The organism is Shewanella sp. FJAT-52076 (assembly GCF_019457455.1).
Taxonomy (GTDB): Bacteria; Pseudomonadota; Gammaproteobacteria; order Enterobacterales; family Shewanellaceae; genus Shewanella; species Shewanella zhangzhouensis.
On sequence record NZ_CP080415.1, the window covers coordinates 3,861,035 to 3,881,415 of the forward strand.

Here is a 20,381-nt window from a genome sequence, read left to right on the forward strand (position 1 = left end):
TGACAGATGCTGAACCCCAAAAAAATCGAAGACTTGGCCAAACAGCTCAGTGACAACCTTCCTTCTGGTCTCAAGCAGTTTGCCGGAGAAGTGGAAGAGCGCAGCAAGCAGGTATTGCAAAGCCAGTTGATGAAACTCGACCTGGTATCCCGGGAAGAATTTGAGGTGCAGCAACATGTGCTGCTGCGTACCCGCGAAAAGCTGGAAGCGCTGCAAACCAAGGTCGAAGCCCTGGAAAAACTGTTGGAAGACAAGCAGGCCTGAGCCTGTCATTCATGCTGACATATCAAAACGCCAGGCAATGCCTGGCGTTTTTCGTTGCCGACCCGTTTATCCCGGCAACACTGTGCCTATCAGGAACAGGGTGCCCATGGCAGCTATGCCTGCTCCGGTGATGCGGGTCAGTGGATAGCGGCGCTCTTTCATCGCCAGCAGTAAGCCGGTAAATACGCCGATAAGGTGTATCGTAGCTGTACCGAGGATAAAGCCCAGCCCATACAACCAGGGACTCGCCAGTGTTGGCATTTCCATACCATGGGCATGACCATGGAATATGCCGAATATCGCTACCGCCAACATGGCAGGCCAAAGCGGCAGAGCACGGTTAAAGGCGATTGCGAGCCCAAGCAGCATTACCGACAAAGCAATCCCAGCTTCCACCAGGGGCAAGGCGATATCGGTTATACCAAGCACGGCACCAAGGGACATAAAACACAGGAAGGCGAGAGGCACCTGCCAGATGGCGTGCCGGCCAAGTCGGGTACTGACCATGCCCACACTGAGCATGGCCAGCAAATGATCCAGCCCCAGCACAGGGTGGGAAAAACCGGCACCGAAGCCACCACCCAGAGCCACTTCATGGGCCGATGCACCGGCCGAAAACAGCAAACACCACAACCAAACTCCCTTTCTCATCGGGCCAGACTCCTTCAATGCTTTATGACTATGCGGCCAGATCGTAAATTTTTGCGGCGCCCTCCCAACCATTTTCCCTTGCTGACTCAATCAGATAATCAAGGTCAAGCTCACAGCCCTGAGGCATCTGCGCCTGTATGGCATCGATATGGCAGTGGAACGTCCGAGTTTCGTCGGACCAGGCCACAGAGATCACGGGCTCGCTGTTGCCACTGGGCTCCACCAACTGTAAACCCACAAAGGGCACAAAAGGCAGGGTCAGTTTTTTTGACAGGAATGCCGCGCGTTTACGATCGAAACTGCGGATGGCCAGGGTAAATTGAACCTGAAAGCGCATCTTGGACCTCCTTAGCATTCCCGGGGCACAAGTGCGCACCCGGGCCACACCTGATGTCAGCATAGGCCAGTCGAGTCACCGTCGGGGTGACCCCGGTCAAATTTACTGCATCCTGTACTAACTTTAGTCAAGGATGACAGCTATTTGCACAATCGCTGCTTTCTACACCGCAATTGCCATAATTCTGCCACTATTGATCATTGGTCTGCCCCCCTGTTGAGGCCGGGTTCTGTTTCAATTACTGCAATCTCACCACGAACCAGACTGCAAGGAAGAACAGATGGCGGACATGTTTTTCGGCCTCATGGCGCTCGCGCTCCTCGGGGCCATTGGCTTTGGTGCCTTTGTGGCCATTCGCGCCGGACTGACCCGGCTATACGGCAATACCGATAATCCATTATTACTGAATCGGATCGCCCTCATTCTCAAGGGCTCACTCACCCTGATGCTGTGCCTGCTGGCCATCATTCCGCTGACGCTGGTGCAGGATCTGGCTTCAGACAGAGAGCGCCTGTACCGCGATGTGGTGCGGGACATAGGTCAGGCATGGGGTGAAGAGCAGGTTCTGGCGGGTCCCGTGTTAGTGCTTCCTTATCGTTATTCGGTGCTCACCGAAGAAACCAGCGCCGATGGCAGCCGCAAGCAGAGGCGCAGCAGTATTGAGGATGAGCTGCTTATCCTGCCCGAGCACCTGAAAATGAAGGCGAGCCTCAACCACGATTTCCGCGACCGCGGCATTTACCACTCGCTGGTGTATCAAAGCGGTGTTGAGGGGCAGGCGGAGTTTTCCCTGAATCTGCCCCTTATCAGCAATCTGGAAGCGTACGAATTTAATCGCGCCAGACTGGTGTTTGGTCTGTCTTCAAATCAGGCCATCGATGGGGTAGACAATTTTGTGGTCAGTGGCGATGGCTTGAGTTCCCACGGCTCACTGATGTCGGGCACTGGCCTGGCTCAGGAGGCACTTAGTCGGGGATTTCATCAACCTGTGCAGCTTGGACAAAACACAGCGCCCTTCAAAGTGGACTTTAAACTGCGCCTGCGGGGCTCACAGGGCATTGGGTTTCTGCCGCTCGGAGAAGACTCACGCTTCGAGCTCAATGCCGACTGGCCCCATCCCAGTTTCAATGGCATTTTGCCCGAAGCCCGTGAGATAAGCGCCAATGGCTTTAATGCCAACTGGCATATCAGCCACCTTAGCCGCAACTACCCACAAATCATGCGGGCGTCCCACCCAATGGATCTGATGGAGGCCCGGGCGCACACCCAGTTGTTTGAACCCGTCACCCACTACGGCAAGGTGGAGCGCGCCATCAAGTATGGCCTGCTGTTTGTGGCCCTGACCTTTATTTTGCTGCTGATGTTTGAACTTGGGCAGGGACAAGCCTTGTCAGCCTTGCAATACCTGCTGGTTGGCGCAGCCATGACCCTGTTTTATTTGTTGCTACTGGCATTGTCGGAGCATTTGAGCTTTGGTCAGGCCTTTATGATTGCCGCTGCCGTGCCAGTGCTCAGCATTCCTGCCTATGTGGCCAGCGCCACCCAAAGTTATGTTCGCGGCAGCATCATGCTGGCCATGTTGCTCGGTCTCTATGGTCTGCTGTATTCCATTTTGCGGCTCGAAGACTATGCCCTGCTGATGGGCAGCACCCTCTTGGTCACCGTCCTGCTGGTACTCATGTACCTGACAAGACGCCAGGGCAAATGCCTGCAGGAATAAACCGAATGTCCAATTCATCCCTCGAGCCTTGAACATGAAGGACACGGCGGCCAAATACTTTGTGGTCGCCGTTTTTTTATTTTGAATTTCCGGGAGTTGATGGTTAGTCTGCCTGGATTGTTTTCACTGTTGCCTGAAAGGAATCTTGATGCAGCATACTTTGGCCCCCCGTTTTGACCGCCGCATTCGCCCTTTGCTCCTGCTCATCCTATGGCTGTTGCTGCTGGTGCCGGCAACTGTATTGACCCTGGCGCAGCTTCCCCTCTTCCCCTGGCTGCCATTGGACGGTGTCATTGCCGAACTTGTCTATGCCATCACCTTTACCGGCACAGCGCCCTGGGGCGCCATCAGCGCAGCGGCAGTCATAGTGCTGGCCTTTATTCGTCTGTCACACCCCCAGGCAATCAAATTCCTGCTAGCGCTGGCGCTTTCACTCGGCAGCAGCCTCTGGCTCAACGAAAGCCTGAAGACCCACTTTAATGAGCCCAGACCCAATGTGCTGTTTCTCTCAAAGCACAAGCTGCTCGACCGCGATGACTTTTACCGGCTTCACAAGTCCGAGCGCCGAGAGTTGATGACAGCGCTTTTTGCAAATGACGCTTCGGCTTTACCGCCCATGAGCCCCCACGTTGCAAACCACTGGCAGCAAGAGGTGGGGTTGTCGTTTCCCTCTGGCCACACCCTGTTTGCCACCATTCTGGCCCTGACCGCAAGCTGGTTTTTTATCGCCTCCGGACACTGGGGCACCTGTGTGTTTTTGGCAGTCTGGGCGTTGTCGATGGGCGGCTCGCGCATGCTGCTGGGTATGCACCATAGTCAGGATGTGATGGCAGCCACGGCGCTAGCGCTGCCGCTCTGCCTGTTGGGGATTTTATTGGCAAGCTGGCTGGGCCCAAGACTATTCAGGACTCGTCAGCCTCAATCAGATTAGTCGAGGAACTGTTTCACCAGAGTGTCGTAACGGCCGTTTTCACGGATTTTACGCAGCCCTTCATTGAAGGCATCACGCACGATGGAATTGCGGAACATCAGGCGATAGGCAGTTCGCGGAAACAGCTCGTGGATATCCAGGGCCTTCGACGTATCCAGCTCACCAGTCAGCCTGACGTTATTGGCCAAAAACACATACTTTTCAGTCACAGCCACATCAATACGCCCGAGATATAACATCTTGTTTTGATTCTCGGTGGTGTCGAGTTCGCGGTAGATAGTCTTTTTGCTCACCTTATAAAACTCGCCCCCCAGCAGTATGGAGGCATCATCAAACGCGGCAATGCTTAAATTCTGCAAATCGGCAACCCGCTCGAGGTGGAGCTGCTTCTCGGCAAGACTGATGGCAACATTTTTATAATAGATATAAATATCAGAAGGATAACCGGTTAAATCCAGTGAACTGTTCACCGTCATTATGCCGTCGAAACGTTCTTTTTCGTAGAAGAGCAACTGCCGTTTGCGGGAGTAAAACTTAAAGCTGGCTTCCATTCCCACGGCCGCAAAGGCAGCACGGATGATTTCCACTTCCAGCCCGGATTCGGCATCTTCCAGAATATAGGGAGGGCGATTTGATGAGGCGCCAATGCTGATGGTAGAGGCATGTGCCCCGACCATCACCAAAAGCAGCCATAAAATCAAAGGTAAGCGCATAAAATCTCTTAGCATTATCACTGTCATTCACTATAGACACTGACAACCGAAGAGGCCAAAAACCCGCAGGTTTTGGCAGCGCGTATTACTGCAGCACCTCTTCCAGAGCCTTCAGGCAAATTGCCACATTTTCGGCCCGTGCGCCATAGCCCATGAGCCCAATTCGCCAGGCTTTTCCGGCCAGATCACCGAGTCCGGCACCAATTTCAAGGTTATACCCCTTAAGCAGCTGGCTGCGCACGGCGGCATCATCCACACCTTCTGGAATGTACACCGCATTAAGTTGCGGCAGGCGGTAAGCCTCATCCACCACAAAACTCAGCCCCAGCTTTTCGAGGCCAGCTTTGAGCGACTGATGCATCTTTTGATGTCTGGCCCAGGCATTTTCAAGGCCTTCTTCCGCGAGCAGTCGCAACGACTCGTGCAGGGCATAAAGGGCATTCACCGGCGCCGTGTGGTGATACGCGCGCTTGCCACTGCCACCCCAATAGCCCATTACCAGGGTCTGATCCAAAAACCAGCTCTGCACCGGCGTCCTGCGGCTTTTAAGCTTTTCCACCGCCCTTGGAGAGAAGGACACAGGCGACAGGCCAGGTACACAGGACAGGCATTTTTGGCTACCTGAATAAATGGCATCTATGCCCCAGTCATCGACCCTGAGTTCAACCCCGCCAAGGGAGGTCACCGCATCCACAATCGACAGGCAGTTGTGTTCTCGGGCAAGCGCACACAGGGTTTTGGCGTCCGACAGTGCGCCCGTGCTGGTTTCGGCATGGACGAAGGCAAGAAATTTGGCATCGGGGTTAAGCTTCAGTACCCCTTCTACCACTTCTGGGTCAACAGGTGCGCCCCAGGGGAAGTCCACCACCACGGCAATTCCGCCGCAGCGCTCCACGTTCTGACGCATCCGCTCGCCAAACACCCCATTGCGGCATACAACAACCGTCTCACCGGGCTCCACCAGGTTTACAAAACAGGTTTCCATGCCGGCACTGCCCGGAGCAGACACCGCCAGTGTCACTTCGTTTTGGGTCTGAAAGGCATATTGCAGCAGCGCTTTGAGCTCATCCATCATGGCCACAAACAAGGGGTCCAGGTGACCCACCGTGGGGCGCGACTGGGCCAGCAACACCTCGGGATACACATCGGAGGGGCCCGGACCCATCAGAATACGGCGTGGCGGCATAAAGGGCGCTATCTTGGGAGCGGCTTGCATGGAAACTCCTTGTTGGTTGTCGCGGCAATGCCGCGCTGAGGTCATGGTTTTCTTGGCACTGAGGTCGTGAATCCTGGATTTTGGCGTTCAGAACCGAGCAATTACCCTAGCATATTCGGGATACTAAAACGCCCCTGCCTTGGTCTAAGGGAGGTTCGAATGAGCCCCATACACGCTCTGCACTGGCTTACCTTGCTGAATTTAGCTGTCGTTAATGACAAATAGGAACTGAGCTATGAATGCGCCGCTAACCCCCCTTGTAAGTCACGCCCAGGTAAGTCGCGCCCATAGGGGCTTTGGAGACTTTAGTATTTCGTCGTTATTCAACTTCGACATGCCCCGGCATGCCTTCAGTTGAATGCCTCGAACTCCTGTTGCCGCCAAAGCCAGAGCACGCAGGGACTCACTCACACCTCCCTAACGGGCTTTCCCACTTATTTACTACCCAAAAACAAGCGGTAAGCCGGGCTGTGGGTTTCTTCCTGCCACACGAAGCCAAGCTCGGTGAGGAAGCGGCCAAAGGCTTCGTTGTCGCCCTCCGGCACTTCGAAGCCTGCCAGCACCCGGCCAAAGGCGGCGCCATGGTTGCGGTAGTGGAACAGGCTGATGTTCCAGCGGCTGCCAAGGGTGGTTAAAAACTTAAGCAGCGCCCCCGGATACTCGGGGAACTCGAAGCTCAGCAGCCGCTCACTCAAAGGCTCTGTGGGGTGGCCACCCACCATATAACGCACGTGCAACTTAGCGGTTTCATCATTGGTGAGGTCCTGCACCTCGAAGCCACCTGAGGTGAGCGACGCGATTATCTCTTTCAGTTCCTGCTGACCACCGGAGAGCCGGATACCGGCAAACACCACGGCGCTGTCGCGGCCAGAGAAGCGGTAGTTAAACTCGGTCATGGCGCGCTTGCCCAAAAGCTCGCAAAACTTAAGGAAGCTGCCGGGCACTTCGGGCACCTTCACCGCGAGCACCGCTTCTTTTTGCTCGCCAAGCTCGCAGCGCTCAGACACGTATCTCAAGCTATGGAAATTCACATTGGCGCCACTCAGGATGGCGGCCACCTTGCGGGTAGGTGTGCCAGCCTCAGTAAGAGCAGGCGTTGTCTGCGCCAGATATTTTTTAAGCCCCGCCAGCGACAAGGCGCCGGCAGGCTCGGCGATGGCACGGGTATCTTCGAAGATATCCTTCACCGCAGCGCAGATTTCATCCGAGCTCACGGTAACCACCTCATCCACATAGTGTTTGGCGATTCGAAAGGGCTCGGCGCCGATACGCTTGACCGCTACGCCATCGGCAAAGAGGCCCACTTGAGACAGTGTCACGGGCTCACCCGCCGCCATGGCAGCCTTAAGACAAGCGGCATCTTCTGGCTCGACCCCGATGATCTTCACAGACGGGCGCACCGCCTTGTAGTAAGCGGCAATACCAGCCACCAGACCGCCACCGCCCACGGGCACAAATACCAGCTCCAGATCCCGCTGCTGCTGCAACATTTCCTGGGCCACCGTGCCCTGCCCGGCAATCACAGCCTCATCATCGAAGGGGGCGATATAGACCCGTCCCTCGGTTTGCGCCAGATGCTGGGCATGGGCGTTGGCCTGATCGAATGACTCTCCGTGCAAGAGCACATTACCGCCACGGCGACGCACCGCATCGATTTTGATGTCCGGCGTAGTGGTGGGCATGACTATCACAGCATCCACACCGCGGCTTGAGGCCGACAGCGCCACGCCCTGGGCATGGTTACCGGCCGAGGCACATACCACACCGCGTTCGCATTCAGCCTGAGTCAGCTGCGAAATGCGGTTGTAGGCACCGCGCAGCTTGAAGGAGTGCACCGGCTGCATGTCTTCACGCTTTAAATAAATCTCCTGCCCCAGGCGCGCCGACAGCTTGCCCATGTGGGACAGGGGCGTCACCTTGGCCACGTCATACACGGACGAAAGCAGGATTTTTTGCAGATAATAATGAGCAAGATCCACAGGCTTCACCTCTGATTTATTCGTGTCACCACCGCCAGCGAAATCCAGCATCTCAGCCCTCCAGTTTGGAGACATCACGCACCGCGCCCTTATCGGCACTGGTGGCGAGCATGGCGTATGCCTTAAGCGCCATGGATACGGGGCGAACCCGTGAGAGTGGTTTCCAGGCCAGTGGCCCCTTGGCGTTCATGGCTTCGCGGCGGCTTTCAAGCTCAGCATCACTCACCAGCAGCTTGATGCTACGGCCAGGGATATCGATATCGATACGATCGCCATTTTCAATCAGGCCTATGGTGCCGCCGGAGGCCGCCTCGGGCGACACGTGGCCTATGGACAGCCCCGAGGTACCGCCGGAGAAACGGCCGTCAGTGATAAGGGCGCACTGGGTACCCAGGCCGCGGGACTTTAAGTAACTGGTTGGGTAAAGCATTTCCTGCATGCCGGGGCCGCCCTTGGGGCCTTCATAACGAATGACCACCACGTCACCTGCCACCACTTCGCCGCCAAGGATACCGGCAACCGCGTCTTCCTGACTCTCGTATACCCGCGCCACACCGCTGAACTTGAGGTTGGAGTCATCCACCCCGGCGGTCTTCACGATACAGCCGTTTTCGGCCAGATTGCCCGACAATACCGCCAGGCCACCTTCCTGACTGAAGGCAAACTCACGGCTGCGGATACAGCCTTCGCGGCGATCATCATCCAGGGTGTCCCAACGGCAGGACTGGCTGAAGGCACGGGTCGTGGGGATGCCCGCAGGACCTGCGCGGAAAAACTCGTGTACTTTTTGGTCTTTGGTCAACACCACATCGAAGCGCTCGAGCACTGATTTCAAGGTGCCATCTTCCGAAGCCACGTGGTTTACGTCTGTGTGCAGCAATCCGGCGCGGTCCAGCTCACCCAGAATCGCCATCACACCACCGGCGCGGTGCACATCTTCCATATGGTATTTGGGCGTGGAGGGCGCCACCTTGCACAGGTGCGGCACCTTGCGGCTGATGCGGTCGATATCGGCCATGGTGAAATCCACCTCGGCCTCCTGGGCCGCCGCCAGCAGGTGCAACACGGTATTGGACGAGCCGCCCATGGCCACGTCCAGCGCCATGGCGTTTTCAAAGGCCTTGAAAGAGGCAATGGCGCGGGGCAGCACAGAGGCATCATCTTCGCCGTAGTAACGCTTGGCAAGCTTCATAACCCGACGACCGGCCTCGAGGAACAGCTCACGGCGATCGCTATGGGTCGCCAGCATGGAGCCGTTGCCCGGCAGTGACAGCCCCAGCGCTTCGGTGAGGCAGTTCATGGAGTTGGCGGTAAACATACCGGAGCAGCTGCCGCAAGTCGGGCAGGCACTGCGCTCGATTTTCTCACTGTCGGCGTCGCTGATACGGTCATCAGCTGCCGCCACCATGGCGTCTACCAAATCCAGCTTGATGAGCTTGTCTGACAGCTTGGTTTTACCCGCTTCCATCGGCCCGCCGGAAACAAACACCACAGGAATATTGAGGCGCAGCGCCGCCATCAGCATGCCGGGGGTGATTTTGTCGCAGTTGCTGATACACACCAGCGCATCGGCGCAGTGGGCGTTGACCATGTACTCCACGCTGTCGGCAATCAGCTCGCGGGATGGCAGCGAATACAGCATGCCGCCGTGGCCCATGGCGATGCCGTCATCCACGGCGATGGTGTTGAATTCTTTGGCGATACCGCCCGCTTCTTCGATGGCAGACGCCACCAGTGAGCCCATGTCTTTTAAGTGCACATGGCCGGGCACAAACTGGGTAAAGGAGTTGGCAATGGCGATGATAGGCTTGCCGAAGTCGGTATCTTTCACGCCGGTGGCACGCCACAGAGCGCGGGCTCCCGCCATGTTGCGGCCTTCGGTACTGGTGGCGGAACGTAATTTAGCCATTGAAACTTCCTTTGCTTTTTAAATTTTTCGATGGAAACAGAATATCTTACTTATGTATTGAGATCAGGCACTGACCGACTGCGGCATGGCGGGCTGCATTACATGGCAACCTGTCACATCCACCAGCTTGCAAAGCTGGTTGCTTAAAAGCTCAATGCCCCGCTCGCTTGAGACCGACAGCGACAGATATACGCTCTCATCCCCCAGACGCATATTCATGTTGGTCAGGGTAAAGCCCCTGTGGCGAACAACCCTCAGCACACGCTCAACCACTTCGGGACGCTGTGCCATGGTGACTTCCAGATTATGGTTCATGTGCTTCTCTCCATTTCTTCCATCATATCGCTGTTGGAGGCACCCGGCGGAACCAGGGGCCAAACGTTAAAGGCATCATCTATGGCCACATGCAGGAGGTAAGGCCCCTTGCTGGTGAGCATTTCGGTCAAGGCTTCTTCCACCTCTTCGGCAGCAAAAATGGTTCGGCCGGGGATCTCAAAGGCCGACGCCAGTGCAACAAAGTCCGGGTTGTCCGACAGATTGGTCTCGCTATAGCGCTCTTCAAAAAACAGCTGTTGCCACTGCTTCACCATACCCAGACGCTGGTTGTCGATAAGCAGGATTTTCACCGGCAGCTTACGGCGCTTGATGGTGGTCAGCTCCTGCACGTTCATCATGAAGGAGCCATCGCCGGACACGGCCACCACTGTGGCATCGGGGCGGGCCATCTGGGCGCCGATGGCGGCAGGCAAGCCAAAGCCCATGGTGCCAAGGCCGGCACTGGACAGATGATCTTCAGGGCGACGGAAATGCATATGCTGGGCAACCCACATCTGGTGCTGACCCACATCGCAGCTCACCACGCTGTCTTCCGGCAGCTTGTTGGCCAGGCGGCGCAGCATGGCGGGGGCGTAGATAAGGCTGCCGGGATGGTTATAGTCCCAGCGATTGGCCTCGGCCAGGGATGCCACTTCGCTGCACCAGGGGGCGATATCCAATTCCATTTCAAGCCTTGGCAGCACGACACGCAGCTCGGCGGCAATGGCCACATCGGGCTGGCGCAGCTTGCCCAGCTCGGCGGCATCTATATCCAGATGCAGCACCTTGGCATTGGGGGCAAAGGAGGCCAGGCGACCGGTCACACGGTCATCGAAACGGGCGCCGACCACCATCAGGAGATCGCATTCCTGCACCGCAAGGTTAGCGGCCTTGCCGCCGTGCATGCCCAGCATGCCGAGGTACCCCGGGGTGCCATGTGGGATGGCACCAAGGCCCTTGAGGGTAGCAACCGACGGCATATTGGTGGCCTTGATAAAGCGGCGCAGCGGCTCGACGGCGCCTGCCATGCCCACACCGCCGCCCACGTACAGCATGGGCTTTTTGGCTGCCGCTATCAGGGCGCGGGCGGCATCTATGTCGGCATCCAGCACTTCTGGCTCATCGGCTACAGCCAACAGCGGCGCACGATATTCAAGCTGGGCGATTTGGATGTCTTTTGGGATGTCCACCAGCACAGGGCCGGGGCGGCCAGAGGCGGCAAGTTCAAAGGCGCGGTACAGGGTGGGCACCAGCTCATCGATACTCTGCACCATAAAGCTGTGCTTGGTGCAGGACAGGCTCATACCGAGCACATCGATTTCCTGAAAGGCATCGGTACCAATCACGGCGGTGGATACCTGCCCCGTGATGGCCACCACAGGCACGGAATCCAACAGAGCATCGGCAAGGGCGGTGATGAGGTTGGTGGCGCCGGGGCCCGAGGTGGCAAAACACACACCGGTTTTGCCACTGGCACGGGCATAGCCCACGGCAGCGAAGCCTGCACCCTGCTCGTGGCGGCACAGGGTGTGTTCGACCTCACTGCCGTAAAGCGCATCGTAGATGGGCATGATGGCGCCACCGGGATAACCGAATACCGTGTTCACCCCATGGGCGGCCAATACCTTGATGACTGCGTCAGCCCCTCTCATCGTCTGTCCTTCCATCTAATTTCCTGCCCTGCGCCTGTACGCGAGTTTTTAAATGCCCTGAAACGAGAAACCCCCCGGTCCTTTCGGAGCGGGGGGCTTTTCTGCAACTTCTTTCCTGGATTAGGTCTGTCAGTTTGCCATGCGCCGTCCCCGCTGTGATTTAATAATCACTACGGTAATAATCACGAGAATGAGCTTGGCAGCCTGGTTAAACACGTTTGACAGAGTCCTTAATCAACTTGCGTATTCGTTTCTGATGTCGCCTTTTTAAGCGAGCTTTAAGAATTAGCACAAAGCTTACCGGCTTTACAACAGAAAATTTGCATTCCAAAAAAGATTCAGCTTCCCTGCCGAGACAATGCAAACAACAACAGAAAAAGTATCGAGTTTAGGAAGGTGCGAACAAGCCCTCGCACAGCTCTGGCTTTGATAGCGACGACAGTTCAAGGCATTCAACTGAAAGCATGGCTGGGCGCCCCCGCCGTCCTGCTGAAGTTGAATAACGCCGAAATGGTGTTGCTATTAAAGCCCCGTAGGGCGTGGCTTACAGCGGTATCTGCGACGTTACAGTTCTTGCGAAGGACTAGGGCCATTCGCTGCGAACTGTGCCTTGCATCTATCCACTGTAAGCTCACGCAGAGCAAGCACGGGACTTATTCTCACCTTCCTTAGGCCACAAGCTCAGGCCTCTCGGCCAGCGGCAGTTGTGACCACTCAACACAACTGTTGCTTTATTGCATTTGTTGCAACCGGGCTGTTGGCTCCTTGAACGGCCCGGTATGGTGCCCCTGTTACTGGGCAGCGCTGATGCGCTTCATGTCTTTCATGTAGCCGCGCAGTTCCTCGCCGATGTACTCAACGGCGGTGTTGCGGATGGCTTGGTTCACTTCAATCAAACGCACGTTATCCACGGCATTGCTGCTGTCTTTCAGCCCTCCACCCAGGTACTCGGCAGACATGGATTTTACATAGTCACGCAGCAGAGGTACGGCAGCATGATTGAACAGATAGCAGCCATATTCGGCGGTATCTGAAATCACCACGTTCATCTCGTACAGACGCTTACGGGCGATGGTGTTGGCGATCAGCGGCGTTTCGTGCAGCGACTCGTAATAGGCTGATTCTTCGATGATTCCGGCGTCAACCATGGTATCGAACGCCAGCTCTACACCGGCCTTGATCATGGCCACCAGGAAGATGCCCTTGTCGAAGTAAGTCTGCTCGTCGATATGCTCATTGCTGCTTGGTGCATTCTCAAACGCAGTCTCGTTGGTTTCGGCGCGCCAGCGAAGCAGATTGGCATCGTCGTTGGCCCAGTCAGCCATCATCACGCGGGAGAATTCACCGCTGATGATGTCATCCATGTGCTTCTCGAACAGAGGTGCCAGAACGCCTTTCAATTCTTCAGCCATATCAAAGGCTTTTATTTTGGCTGGGTTAGACAGGCGATCCATCATATTGGTGATACCGCCCTGCTTGAGCGCTTCGGTGATGGTCTCCAGACCCTGCTGGATAAGCTTGGCGGCATAACCAGGCTCAACACCGTCGGCCACCATTTTCTCGTAACCGAGGATGGCTGAGGTTTGCAACATGCCACACAGGATGGTCTGCTCGCCCATCAGATCCGATTTCACTTCGGCAATGAATGACGAGTGCAGTACACCGGCACGGTCGCCGCCGGTGGCGCTGGCATAGGCCTTGGCGATTTCCAGACCGTCACCGCGTGGGTCGTTCTCTGGGTGAACCGCAATCAGGGTAGGAACCCCGAAACCGCGCTTGTATTCTTCGCGCACTTCGGTGCCGGGGCACTTGGGCGCCACCATCACAACCGTGATATCGGGGCGAACCTGCATGCCTTCTTCAACGATGTTGAAGCCGTGGGAGTATGACAGGGTCGCGCCCTGCTTCATCAGCGGCATTACAGTGTTAACTACGTTGGAGTGCTGCTTATCCGGCGTCAGGTTCAGTACCAGATCGGCCTGTGGGATCAGCTCTTCGAAAGTACCTACGGTGAAACCGTTGTCGGTGGCTTTCTTCCAGGAAGCACGCTTTTCAGCAATGGCCTCAGCGCGCAGGGCGTAGGAGATATTCAGGCCAGAGTCGCGCATGTTCAGACCCTGGTTCAGGCCTTGGGCGCCACAGCCGAGGATAACGATATTCCAGCCCTTGATGTAGTCACAGCCGTTTTCAAACTCGCTGCGATCCATAAAACGGCACTGGCTCAGCTGGGCCAGCTGCTGACGTAAATTCAATGAGTTAAAGTAGTTAGCCATAGTGAATACCACTTATCCTTCGTCAATTGGGTTCAAACAATCAGTGTGACCTTAATATCATCAACCGATTGTGATTGAACTCACTATAGAACAGAGATAGCATTGCTCAAAATGATATAAACGAAACTTTATATTTCAATTTTTGCAACAAACTTACCCCGGTAAGGTTTTGATGTGACGTCCGGAACGGCTGTCATGATGCCTGTGAGGTTGGCATGGATATTCGCGAAATAAAGCTGTTTTTAAACCTGTGTGACACATTGCAGTTTGCCCGCACCGCCGAGCAGATGCATGTTAGCCCTTCCACCTTAAGCCGTGCCATGCAGCGGCTGGAAGAGGAAGCCGGTACCCGACTGTTTGAGCGCGACAATCGCAGCGTCAGCCTGACCTCGGCCGGTGTGGAATTTCGCCGCTTCGCCCAGGACATGATGAATGGCTGGGAGCAGCTGATAAGCCGTATCGACCCCAATCAGCAACAGCTCAAGGGCAGGCTGAATCTCTACTGCTCTGTTACCGCGGCCTACAGCCATTTGCCCAAGCTACTGGACAGATTTCGCCGGGAACACCCGCTGGTGGAAATCGTGCTCAATACCGGTGATGCCGCCAATGCCGTGGGCGAGGTGCAACAAAACCGCGCCGACATCGCCATTGCAGCCTTGCCGGAGCCCTTTCCCGATAACCTGCATTTTTCGCCGATTGAAACCATTCCCCTGAGTATCATTGCGCCCCAGGTGGCGTGCCGAGCACGGGAGCTTTTGGCCGAAGAGACCATCCCCTGGGACAAGCTGCCCTTTATCATTCAGGACCATGGTCCCGGCAGGCGCCGCGCCGATGCCTGGTTCAAGGCCATGGGGATCAATGCCAATATCTACGCCAAGGTATCGGGGCACGAGGCCATTATCTCCATGGTGGCGCTGGGCTGCGGCGTGAGTATCACCCCGGAAGTGGTGATTCAGCACAGTCCGGTGCGCGACCGCATAGCGCTTATTCCAAGCCCGGTGGCCATAGCGCCATTTGAACTGGGATGCTGCTGCAAGGCCAAACGCCGCAACGACCCGCTGATCGCCGCCTTTCTCGATTGCATCGACTATTGAAAGCCTGCCATGAAAAAGGCCGCATCATGCGGCCTTTTGTTATCCTGCGGTTTACTGATCCTCAGCCCCCGGCGGCAATTCCACCTTGGTCACCAGCAGTTGATCTACCTTGTATGAGTCGATATCGACCACTTCAAACTTGTAACCGGCATAGACCACAAAATCGGTGCGACGGGGAATTTTTCGCAGCATAAACATAATGAAGCCTGCAATGGTTTCGTAGTTCTGGCTCTGGGGAAAACTGTCGATGCCAAAGGCACGCATCACGTCGGTGATGGGCGTTACCCCATCCACCAGCCATGAGGACGCATCACGGGCCACGATTTGCTCTTCCCCTTCGGCCAGAGACCAGGTGCCCATCACGGCGCTTTGCAGGTCGTTAAAGGTCACCACCCCCAGCACCAGCGCGTATTCATTGAGCACCACAGCAAAGTCGACCCTGTTATTGCGGAAGTAATCCAGCGCCTCCGACAGGCTCAGGGTATCCGGGATAATGGGGCAGCTCTGCACCAGTGACGGGTCTTTCAGATTCAATGTCTGGCCGCTTATCACCTTGATAAGTAAGTCCTTGGAGTCCACATAGCCCTTGATGGCATCCAGCTGACCATCACAGAGCAGAAACTGGCTGTGGGGATCGGCAGCAATTTTACGTTTGATGTCTTCCTCGGTGTCGCTTTGCAGGAAGAACACCAGGCTCTCCCTTGGTGTCATGGCAGACGTCACAGGAACGCTCTGCATTTCAAACACGTTCTCCATCATCTGCTGCTCACCCTTGTCGATAACACCGGCTTCGGCACCGGCATCCATCACCGCGTAGATATCATCCTCAGTGATGGCATCATTACGCTCCGTGGGGATCCTGAGCATACGGAACAGGCCATTGGCCAGGCCGTTGAACACCCACACCAGAGGGCGCAGCACCGTAATGCAAAGGCCCATAGCCCCCACCAAAGACACGGCAACCCGCTCTGGCATAGCCATGGCAATGCGCTTTGGCATCAGGTCTGCCAGCAAAATAAACAGGCTGGTCACCAGCATAAAGGACAGGATAAAACTGAATTGACCCAGCCACTGAGCCGGCACCATGCCATCGAGCAAGGCCATGATGTGGGGGGTAAAGGCCGACTCCCCCACAATGCCGCCCATGATGGCCACCGCATTGAGGCCTATCTGTACCACGGTAAAGAAGCTGCCGGGGTGGGCCTGCAGCTCAAGTACCTTTCGGGCCTGCTCATTGCCTTCTTCGGCCAGCTGTCGCAGCCGAATTTTACGGGAGGCCGCCAGGGCGATTTCCGACATGGAAAAAAAACAACTGATGCCGATAAGCATCAGAATAATCAAACTATTTTCGAAGAAACTCATTTTTCAATCCGTCCTGCAACTGAGGCAATACGCAGATATCTTGCTATACTCAGGGGTGCGGCTAAAGCCGGAGGGGAGTTATGTTTAAGCTATTATATACGCTCGTGTTTTGCAGCTTTGTGACCCTGTTCTCGACCACTGCCAATGCCCAGAACGAGTCCCCCTTGGTGTTTTGTGTCGAATCCACAGAGTTTCCGCCCTTCAACTACTTTGTCCGGGATGGAAAACAAAAGACAGAGACCCTTGCCGGTTACGACATCGAGGTGCTCAAACACGTTTTTGAAGATATTCCCTATGAAGTGATAGCCCTACCCTGGCGGCGCTGCCTGATGTCATTGACAACAGGGGCCGTCGACGCTGCCATGAGTGCCTCAATGAATGATCAGCGCCGCAAAGATTATATCTCATCAGCCCCCTATTATTACCTGACACCGGGGTATTTTTTTCTGAAACAAAACAGTGACGCTCCGGCCGAGGTCGCTGCAGCCGAAGACCTCTGGCGATACGGTGGTATCTGTGGCCTTGGCGGCCATAACTACGCCAACTTCGGACTGGCGGCAGAAAAGGATCTGATGCGCATGGCGAGTTACGAACAGCTGGCGGAAACCCTGAAAATGGGTCGCTGTCGTTTTTATCTGGACCGGTTGGAATTGCTCGCCCCCAAGATGGCGTTGATGAACAACCCTCCCTTGCCGCCTTTGGAGAAAGGCCTGATTAACGGCGCCGCCGCCGAGCCTTTTTATATGCTGATCTCCCGCAAAAGCAAGCGCGGCAATGAACTCAAACGCCTATTTGATGAACGCATTGCCACCCTCAGGGCATCCGGCAAACTGGCGCACATCCTGGAACAGGCAAGCCGGCAGTTGGAACCTGCCCGCCGTTAAATCCTTTGTTTATGCCCCTGCCGGAAACAAAGCACATCATCGCCCAATGCAAGGGACACGCTCAGGAAGACACAATCAACTGCGGCTTTGGACTAACCCGGCCATTGATAACAGCAAGGTTGCGCCCCTGCTGCTTGGCCAGATAAAGACTGGCATCGGCCTGACTCAGGGCATCGCGGACACTGCTGCAATTATCCAGATTTACCGCGCCCAAACTCAGGGTTACTATGCCGAAATGCGATCCTTTGTGCTCTATGGCAAGATTGCGGACATGGGTAAGCAGCCCGTCGCATAGTGCCTCAAGTTCATCTGCGCTCATCACGGGGGCTATCAGGGCAAACTCCTCTCCCCCAATCCGCGCCAGCAGGGCGCTGTCTTGCAAAAGCGCTTGAAGTTCCACTGCCAGTTTTTTCAATACATCGTCACCGGCCACATGGCCATAGGTATCGTTGTAGCCTTTAAAAAAGTCCACGTCAGCCATCAGGAGTACGCCCCCCTGTTCAAGCTGCATCGATAAGCGATCGGTAAAGGGGCGACGGTTGGTGAGGCCTGTCAAAGGGTCTGTCTCTGCCTCTCTGGCAAGCTGCATATTGGCCCGCAGCAATTCTTGTTGCAGCTCAAACATCCGGCTCTCGTGCCGCTCCCTGAGCCACAGCTCATTCAGTGCCGAGGCAAATTGGGTCAGTATGTGGGTCTTATCCGCGGTCCAATTCAGCGGGCCCTGGCGATTGGCCACCGACAGCACCCCCAGCAGGGTGTCACCATCGGCAATGGCAAACCCAGCCGCAGAGACAATACCCACTTGTTTCATATAGCGGTATTCCTGGGGAGAGGATTCCTTCAGGTTTTCGATATCCTCAATGACCAGCGTATGACTGTGGCCAAATTTTTGTTTGAGTAACGGCAGGTTATCTATGACCAACTCACTGGCGGGCGTATCTGATTCGTTGGATGACCAAAAACTGCGATAGATGGCCTTCCCCCTCACAAACTCAAGCACACTGACCCGCTCAACGCCCAACAAGGCGCCAAGCTCACGGGTGAAATGATTCAGCTCTTTGCTGGCATCGGCACTCGTGGCCGCCAGAAACTGCAGACTCACCTTGGCCAGCAGGCTGTTGGCATTGGCAAGCCAGGTCAACTGGGAGTCCTGTGCCGCGACGGTATGGCTCAGTGCCCTGCCTCTTCTTGCCAACTGGCGCTGCTGCATGCGGATAAGCGCCAGATCGGATCTGAGTCTGTGGTACATGGCTTCAAGCGCCCGGCCTACCGAGCCGATTTCATCCTGCTCATTGGCAGGCCAAAAGGGCTTATGGATACGCTCGCCATTGGCCAAACTCACGGTATTGGCAAAGGCTGATAAACGGGCAAGACGCCCAATCACCAGATGTTTGAGCAGCGACAGAATAACGAATGCCATGACCAGGGTTTTAATGCCGTTTCCCAGCACCAAAAACACCATCTGCTGCCACAGCATCCGATAGATTTCGCTGTTGCTGAGTACTACCCGCAGTGTGGCGACAGGCTGCTGTTCATACATCACGGGCATTTCAATCCGGGCGTTGGGATTGGTCTGCGCCGAATTGGCCGCATTATCCGATTGCACAGTGAAACCATCGAGACTGGACAACTCAACCAAGCTGACAGCAGGCAAGCGCGACACCGCCAATACCAAATCATTCAGCAGCGGCCTGTCGGCATCCCACAACGCCTGGGCAATAGACGGCAATATCAGCTCGCTGTAACCACGAATTTCAGCTTTGGCGTTGTCCACAGCCCCCAGATAGTTCCACACAAACTGGATAAGCATGGTGACAAGTGCCAGCAGCGTGCTGACGCCAATGATCATACCTGTCACCTTGCTGCTGATGGAATGTACGCGGGAGCTCAACAGTTCACCTTTGTTTTAATGAGATTAACATCGGAAACGCGCTCACAGGCTTCCGGGTATCCTTGTGGGGTCAAGCACCTGATCCAACAGCCCGGCCCAGTCCCGCTTTTCCAGTGCATCAAACAGCGGCGTGTCCGGCTCCAGCAATCGGAACAATGAAATATGCACCTTTGGGTAATCGCCGGTATCCTTGAACTGGCGAATATTGGCCAGCGCAATGCCTGCGGCCAGAAAGTGCCCTCCGCCCAGGGCGTTGATTTCCCCGGCGCGTCTGAGTGCCAGCACCCGCGGTGAGGTATTGATGGTGGACAGCAACACATCTTTGCCCGGTGTAAGCTGTTTCTCTTTCAGCGCCCGAATAACCCCAAAAGCCATATGATCGTTGGCGGTCCATACCGCTTTTATTGTGGGATAACGCTGAAGCAGCACCTGAGCCTGCTGATAGGCCTTGTCTTCCTGCCACTGCCCGTAGACGGTTTGCTCCACAGTGACATCCGACTGGGCCTGAAACACGGCCAAAGCCCCCTGGGTTCGCTCCACTGAGGCCGGGGTGGTTTTATCGCCGGAAATCAGCACCAACTGGGAAGGCTCCTCGCCCAGTTTTTTCACCAGCGCCATAGCAGTCAGAGTGCCTACGTCCTGATTATCGGGGATAACAGCCGGCAGCAAGTAGGTGCGCCAATGGGGATCCTTAAGCAGCTTTTGGCGCTCTTCGGTACTGATGTCATTGAGGATGAATTGGATATAAACGGGTTTGAGGTAAAAGGCCTCCAGCATCCGAAGGCCACCGTGCTTTTCGTTAACCATCAGCACGAAAGCCGGCAGCTTGGCGCGACCGGCCACTTCCGTGGCCTGGCGTATCATATCGAAATGATTACGGTCTGAGTGCAGGGTCTCGACCTGCATGTCCAAGCGGGCGGCGCTGGCCTCAAGCAGGCTATCCACATCGCCCCAGAAACTTTCGCTGCTGTATCCCGGATTCAGAAACAACACTGGCGTTTTTGCATATGCAGGGGAAAAAATCAGCCAGAACCCCAAGATAAACAACAGCCGCATGAGCACACCTTAATCTCCCAAGAGCCTTGTATCCGTGCCGGTGGAGCGTCTTCCCTGATTATGTTTTACAGTCAATTTAACCATAAATCTCACATTTGATAACACAATGCAATGTAGCATTTGGTGGCCTTGTC

General features: G+C 55.6%; 17 protein-coding genes. 5 read left to right on the forward strand and 12 right to left on the reverse strand.

The features are described from left to right. The first annotated feature begins 6 nt into the window (after positions 1-6). Positions 7-264, forward strand: coding sequence for a ubiquinone biosynthesis accessory factor UbiK (gene ubiK, locus K0H79_RS17040; protein ID WP_011761378.1), 258 nt, complete (start codon positions 7-9; stop codon positions 262-264). Between the two features lie 66 nt (positions 265-330). On the opposite strand, the gene K0H79_RS17045 is transcribed toward ubiK, so the two are convergent. Further along, positions 331-915, reverse strand: a complete 585-nt coding sequence (locus K0H79_RS17045; RefSeq protein ID WP_220076602.1) for a HupE/UreJ family protein — start codon at positions 913-915, stop codon at positions 331-333. Between the two features lie 28 nt (positions 916-943). Further along, entirely contained in the window at positions 944-1,252 is a 309-nt protein-coding gene (locus K0H79_RS17050) for a hypothetical protein (protein ID WP_220076603.1), read from the reverse strand. Between the two features lie 280 nt (positions 1,253-1,532). Between K0H79_RS17050 and creD the strand changes: the two genes are divergently transcribed. After that, positions 1,533-2,972, forward strand: a complete 1,440-nt coding sequence (gene creD, locus K0H79_RS17055; protein WP_220076604.1) for a cell envelope integrity protein CreD — start codon at positions 1,533-1,535, stop codon at positions 2,970-2,972. 148 nt (positions 2,973-3,120) lie between these two features. After that, the gene (locus K0H79_RS17060; RefSeq protein WP_220076605.1) at positions 3,121-3,903 is read left to right on the forward strand and encodes a phosphatase PAP2 family protein; all 783 of its coding nucleotides are present in this window, start codon (positions 3,121-3,123) and stop codon (positions 3,901-3,903) included. Here the strand turns inward: K0H79_RS17060 and K0H79_RS17065 are convergent. The 7 genes from K0H79_RS17065 to ilvC all read right to left on the reverse strand — a co-directional run bounded on the left by K0H79_RS17065 (position 3,900) and on the right by ilvC (position 13,960). After that, complete coding sequence (locus K0H79_RS17065; RefSeq protein ID WP_220076606.1) at positions 3,900-4,616, reverse strand: ABC transporter substrate-binding protein; 717 nt, start codon at positions 4,614-4,616, stop codon at positions 3,900-3,902. The two genes, K0H79_RS17060 and K0H79_RS17065, sit on opposite strands and share 4 nt — an antisense overlap. Positions 4,617-4,701: 85 nt before the next feature. Beyond that, on the reverse strand, positions 4,702-5,832 hold the full coding sequence (locus tag K0H79_RS17070; protein WP_220076607.1) for an alanine--glyoxylate aminotransferase family protein: 1,131 nt from the start codon (positions 5,830-5,832) through the stop codon (positions 4,702-4,704). A gap of 434 nt (positions 5,833-6,266) precedes the next feature. Further along, positions 6,267-7,862, reverse strand: a complete 1,596-nt coding sequence (ilvA, locus tag K0H79_RS17075) for a threonine ammonia-lyase, biosynthetic (RefSeq protein WP_220076608.1) — start codon at positions 7,860-7,862, stop codon at positions 6,267-6,269. A gap of 1 nt (position 7,863) precedes the next feature. Continuing rightward, positions 7,864-9,720 (reverse strand): dihydroxy-acid dehydratase, encoded by a 1,857-nt coding sequence (gene ilvD, locus K0H79_RS17080; protein WP_220076609.1) that lies wholly within the window; start codon positions 9,718-9,720, stop codon positions 7,864-7,866. Positions 9,721-9,783: 63 nt separating this feature from the next. After that, positions 9,784-10,035: an acetolactate synthase 2 small subunit gene (gene ilvM / locus K0H79_RS17085; RefSeq protein ID WP_220065855.1), complete on the reverse strand. Its 252-nt coding sequence runs from the start codon at positions 10,033-10,035 to the stop codon at positions 9,784-9,786. Then, positions 10,032-11,702 (reverse strand): acetolactate synthase 2 catalytic subunit, encoded by a 1,671-nt coding sequence (gene ilvG / locus K0H79_RS17090; RefSeq protein ID WP_220076610.1) that lies wholly within the window; start codon positions 11,700-11,702, stop codon positions 10,032-10,034. The genes ilvM and ilvG overlap by 4 nt, the downstream gene beginning before the upstream one ends. 776 nt (positions 11,703-12,478) lie before the next feature. Further along, positions 12,479-13,960, reverse strand: coding sequence for a ketol-acid reductoisomerase (gene ilvC / locus K0H79_RS17095; RefSeq protein WP_220076611.1), 1,482 nt, complete (start codon positions 13,958-13,960; stop codon positions 12,479-12,481). Positions 13,961-14,175: 215 nt separating this feature from the next. On the opposite strand from ilvC, the gene ilvY reads away from it, so the two are divergent. After that, positions 14,176-15,054: an HTH-type transcriptional activator IlvY gene (ilvY, locus tag K0H79_RS17100; RefSeq protein ID WP_220065857.1), complete on the forward strand. Its 879-nt coding sequence runs from the start codon at positions 14,176-14,178 to the stop codon at positions 15,052-15,054. 51 nt (positions 15,055-15,105) lie between these two features. On the opposite strand, the gene K0H79_RS17105 is transcribed toward ilvY, so the two are convergent. Beyond that, complete coding sequence (locus K0H79_RS17105) at positions 15,106-16,416, reverse strand: hemolysin family protein (RefSeq protein ID WP_220065858.1); 1,311 nt, start codon at positions 16,414-16,416, stop codon at positions 15,106-15,108. Positions 16,417-16,496: 80 nt separating this feature from the next. On the opposite strand from K0H79_RS17105, the gene K0H79_RS17110 reads away from it, so the two are divergent. Beyond that, a complete protein-coding gene (locus tag K0H79_RS17110) occupies positions 16,497-17,300 on the forward strand; it encodes an ABC transporter substrate-binding protein (RefSeq protein ID WP_220076612.1) in 804 nt (267 codons plus the stop codon). 61 nt (positions 17,301-17,361) lie between these two features. Here K0H79_RS17110 and K0H79_RS17115 read toward each other — a convergent pair whose 3' ends face one another. Together K0H79_RS17115 and K0H79_RS17120 are read right to left on the reverse strand one after the other, a co-directional pair. Continuing rightward, entirely contained in the window at positions 17,362-19,191 is a 1,830-nt protein-coding gene (locus tag K0H79_RS17115; RefSeq protein WP_220076613.1) for a sensor domain-containing diguanylate cyclase, read from the reverse strand. 42 nt (positions 19,192-19,233) lie between these two features. Further along, a complete protein-coding gene (locus K0H79_RS17120) occupies positions 19,234-20,184 on the reverse strand; it encodes an ABC transporter substrate-binding protein (protein ID WP_258405424.1) in 951 nt (316 codons plus the stop codon). Between the last annotated feature and the right edge of the window lie 197 nt (positions 20,185-20,381).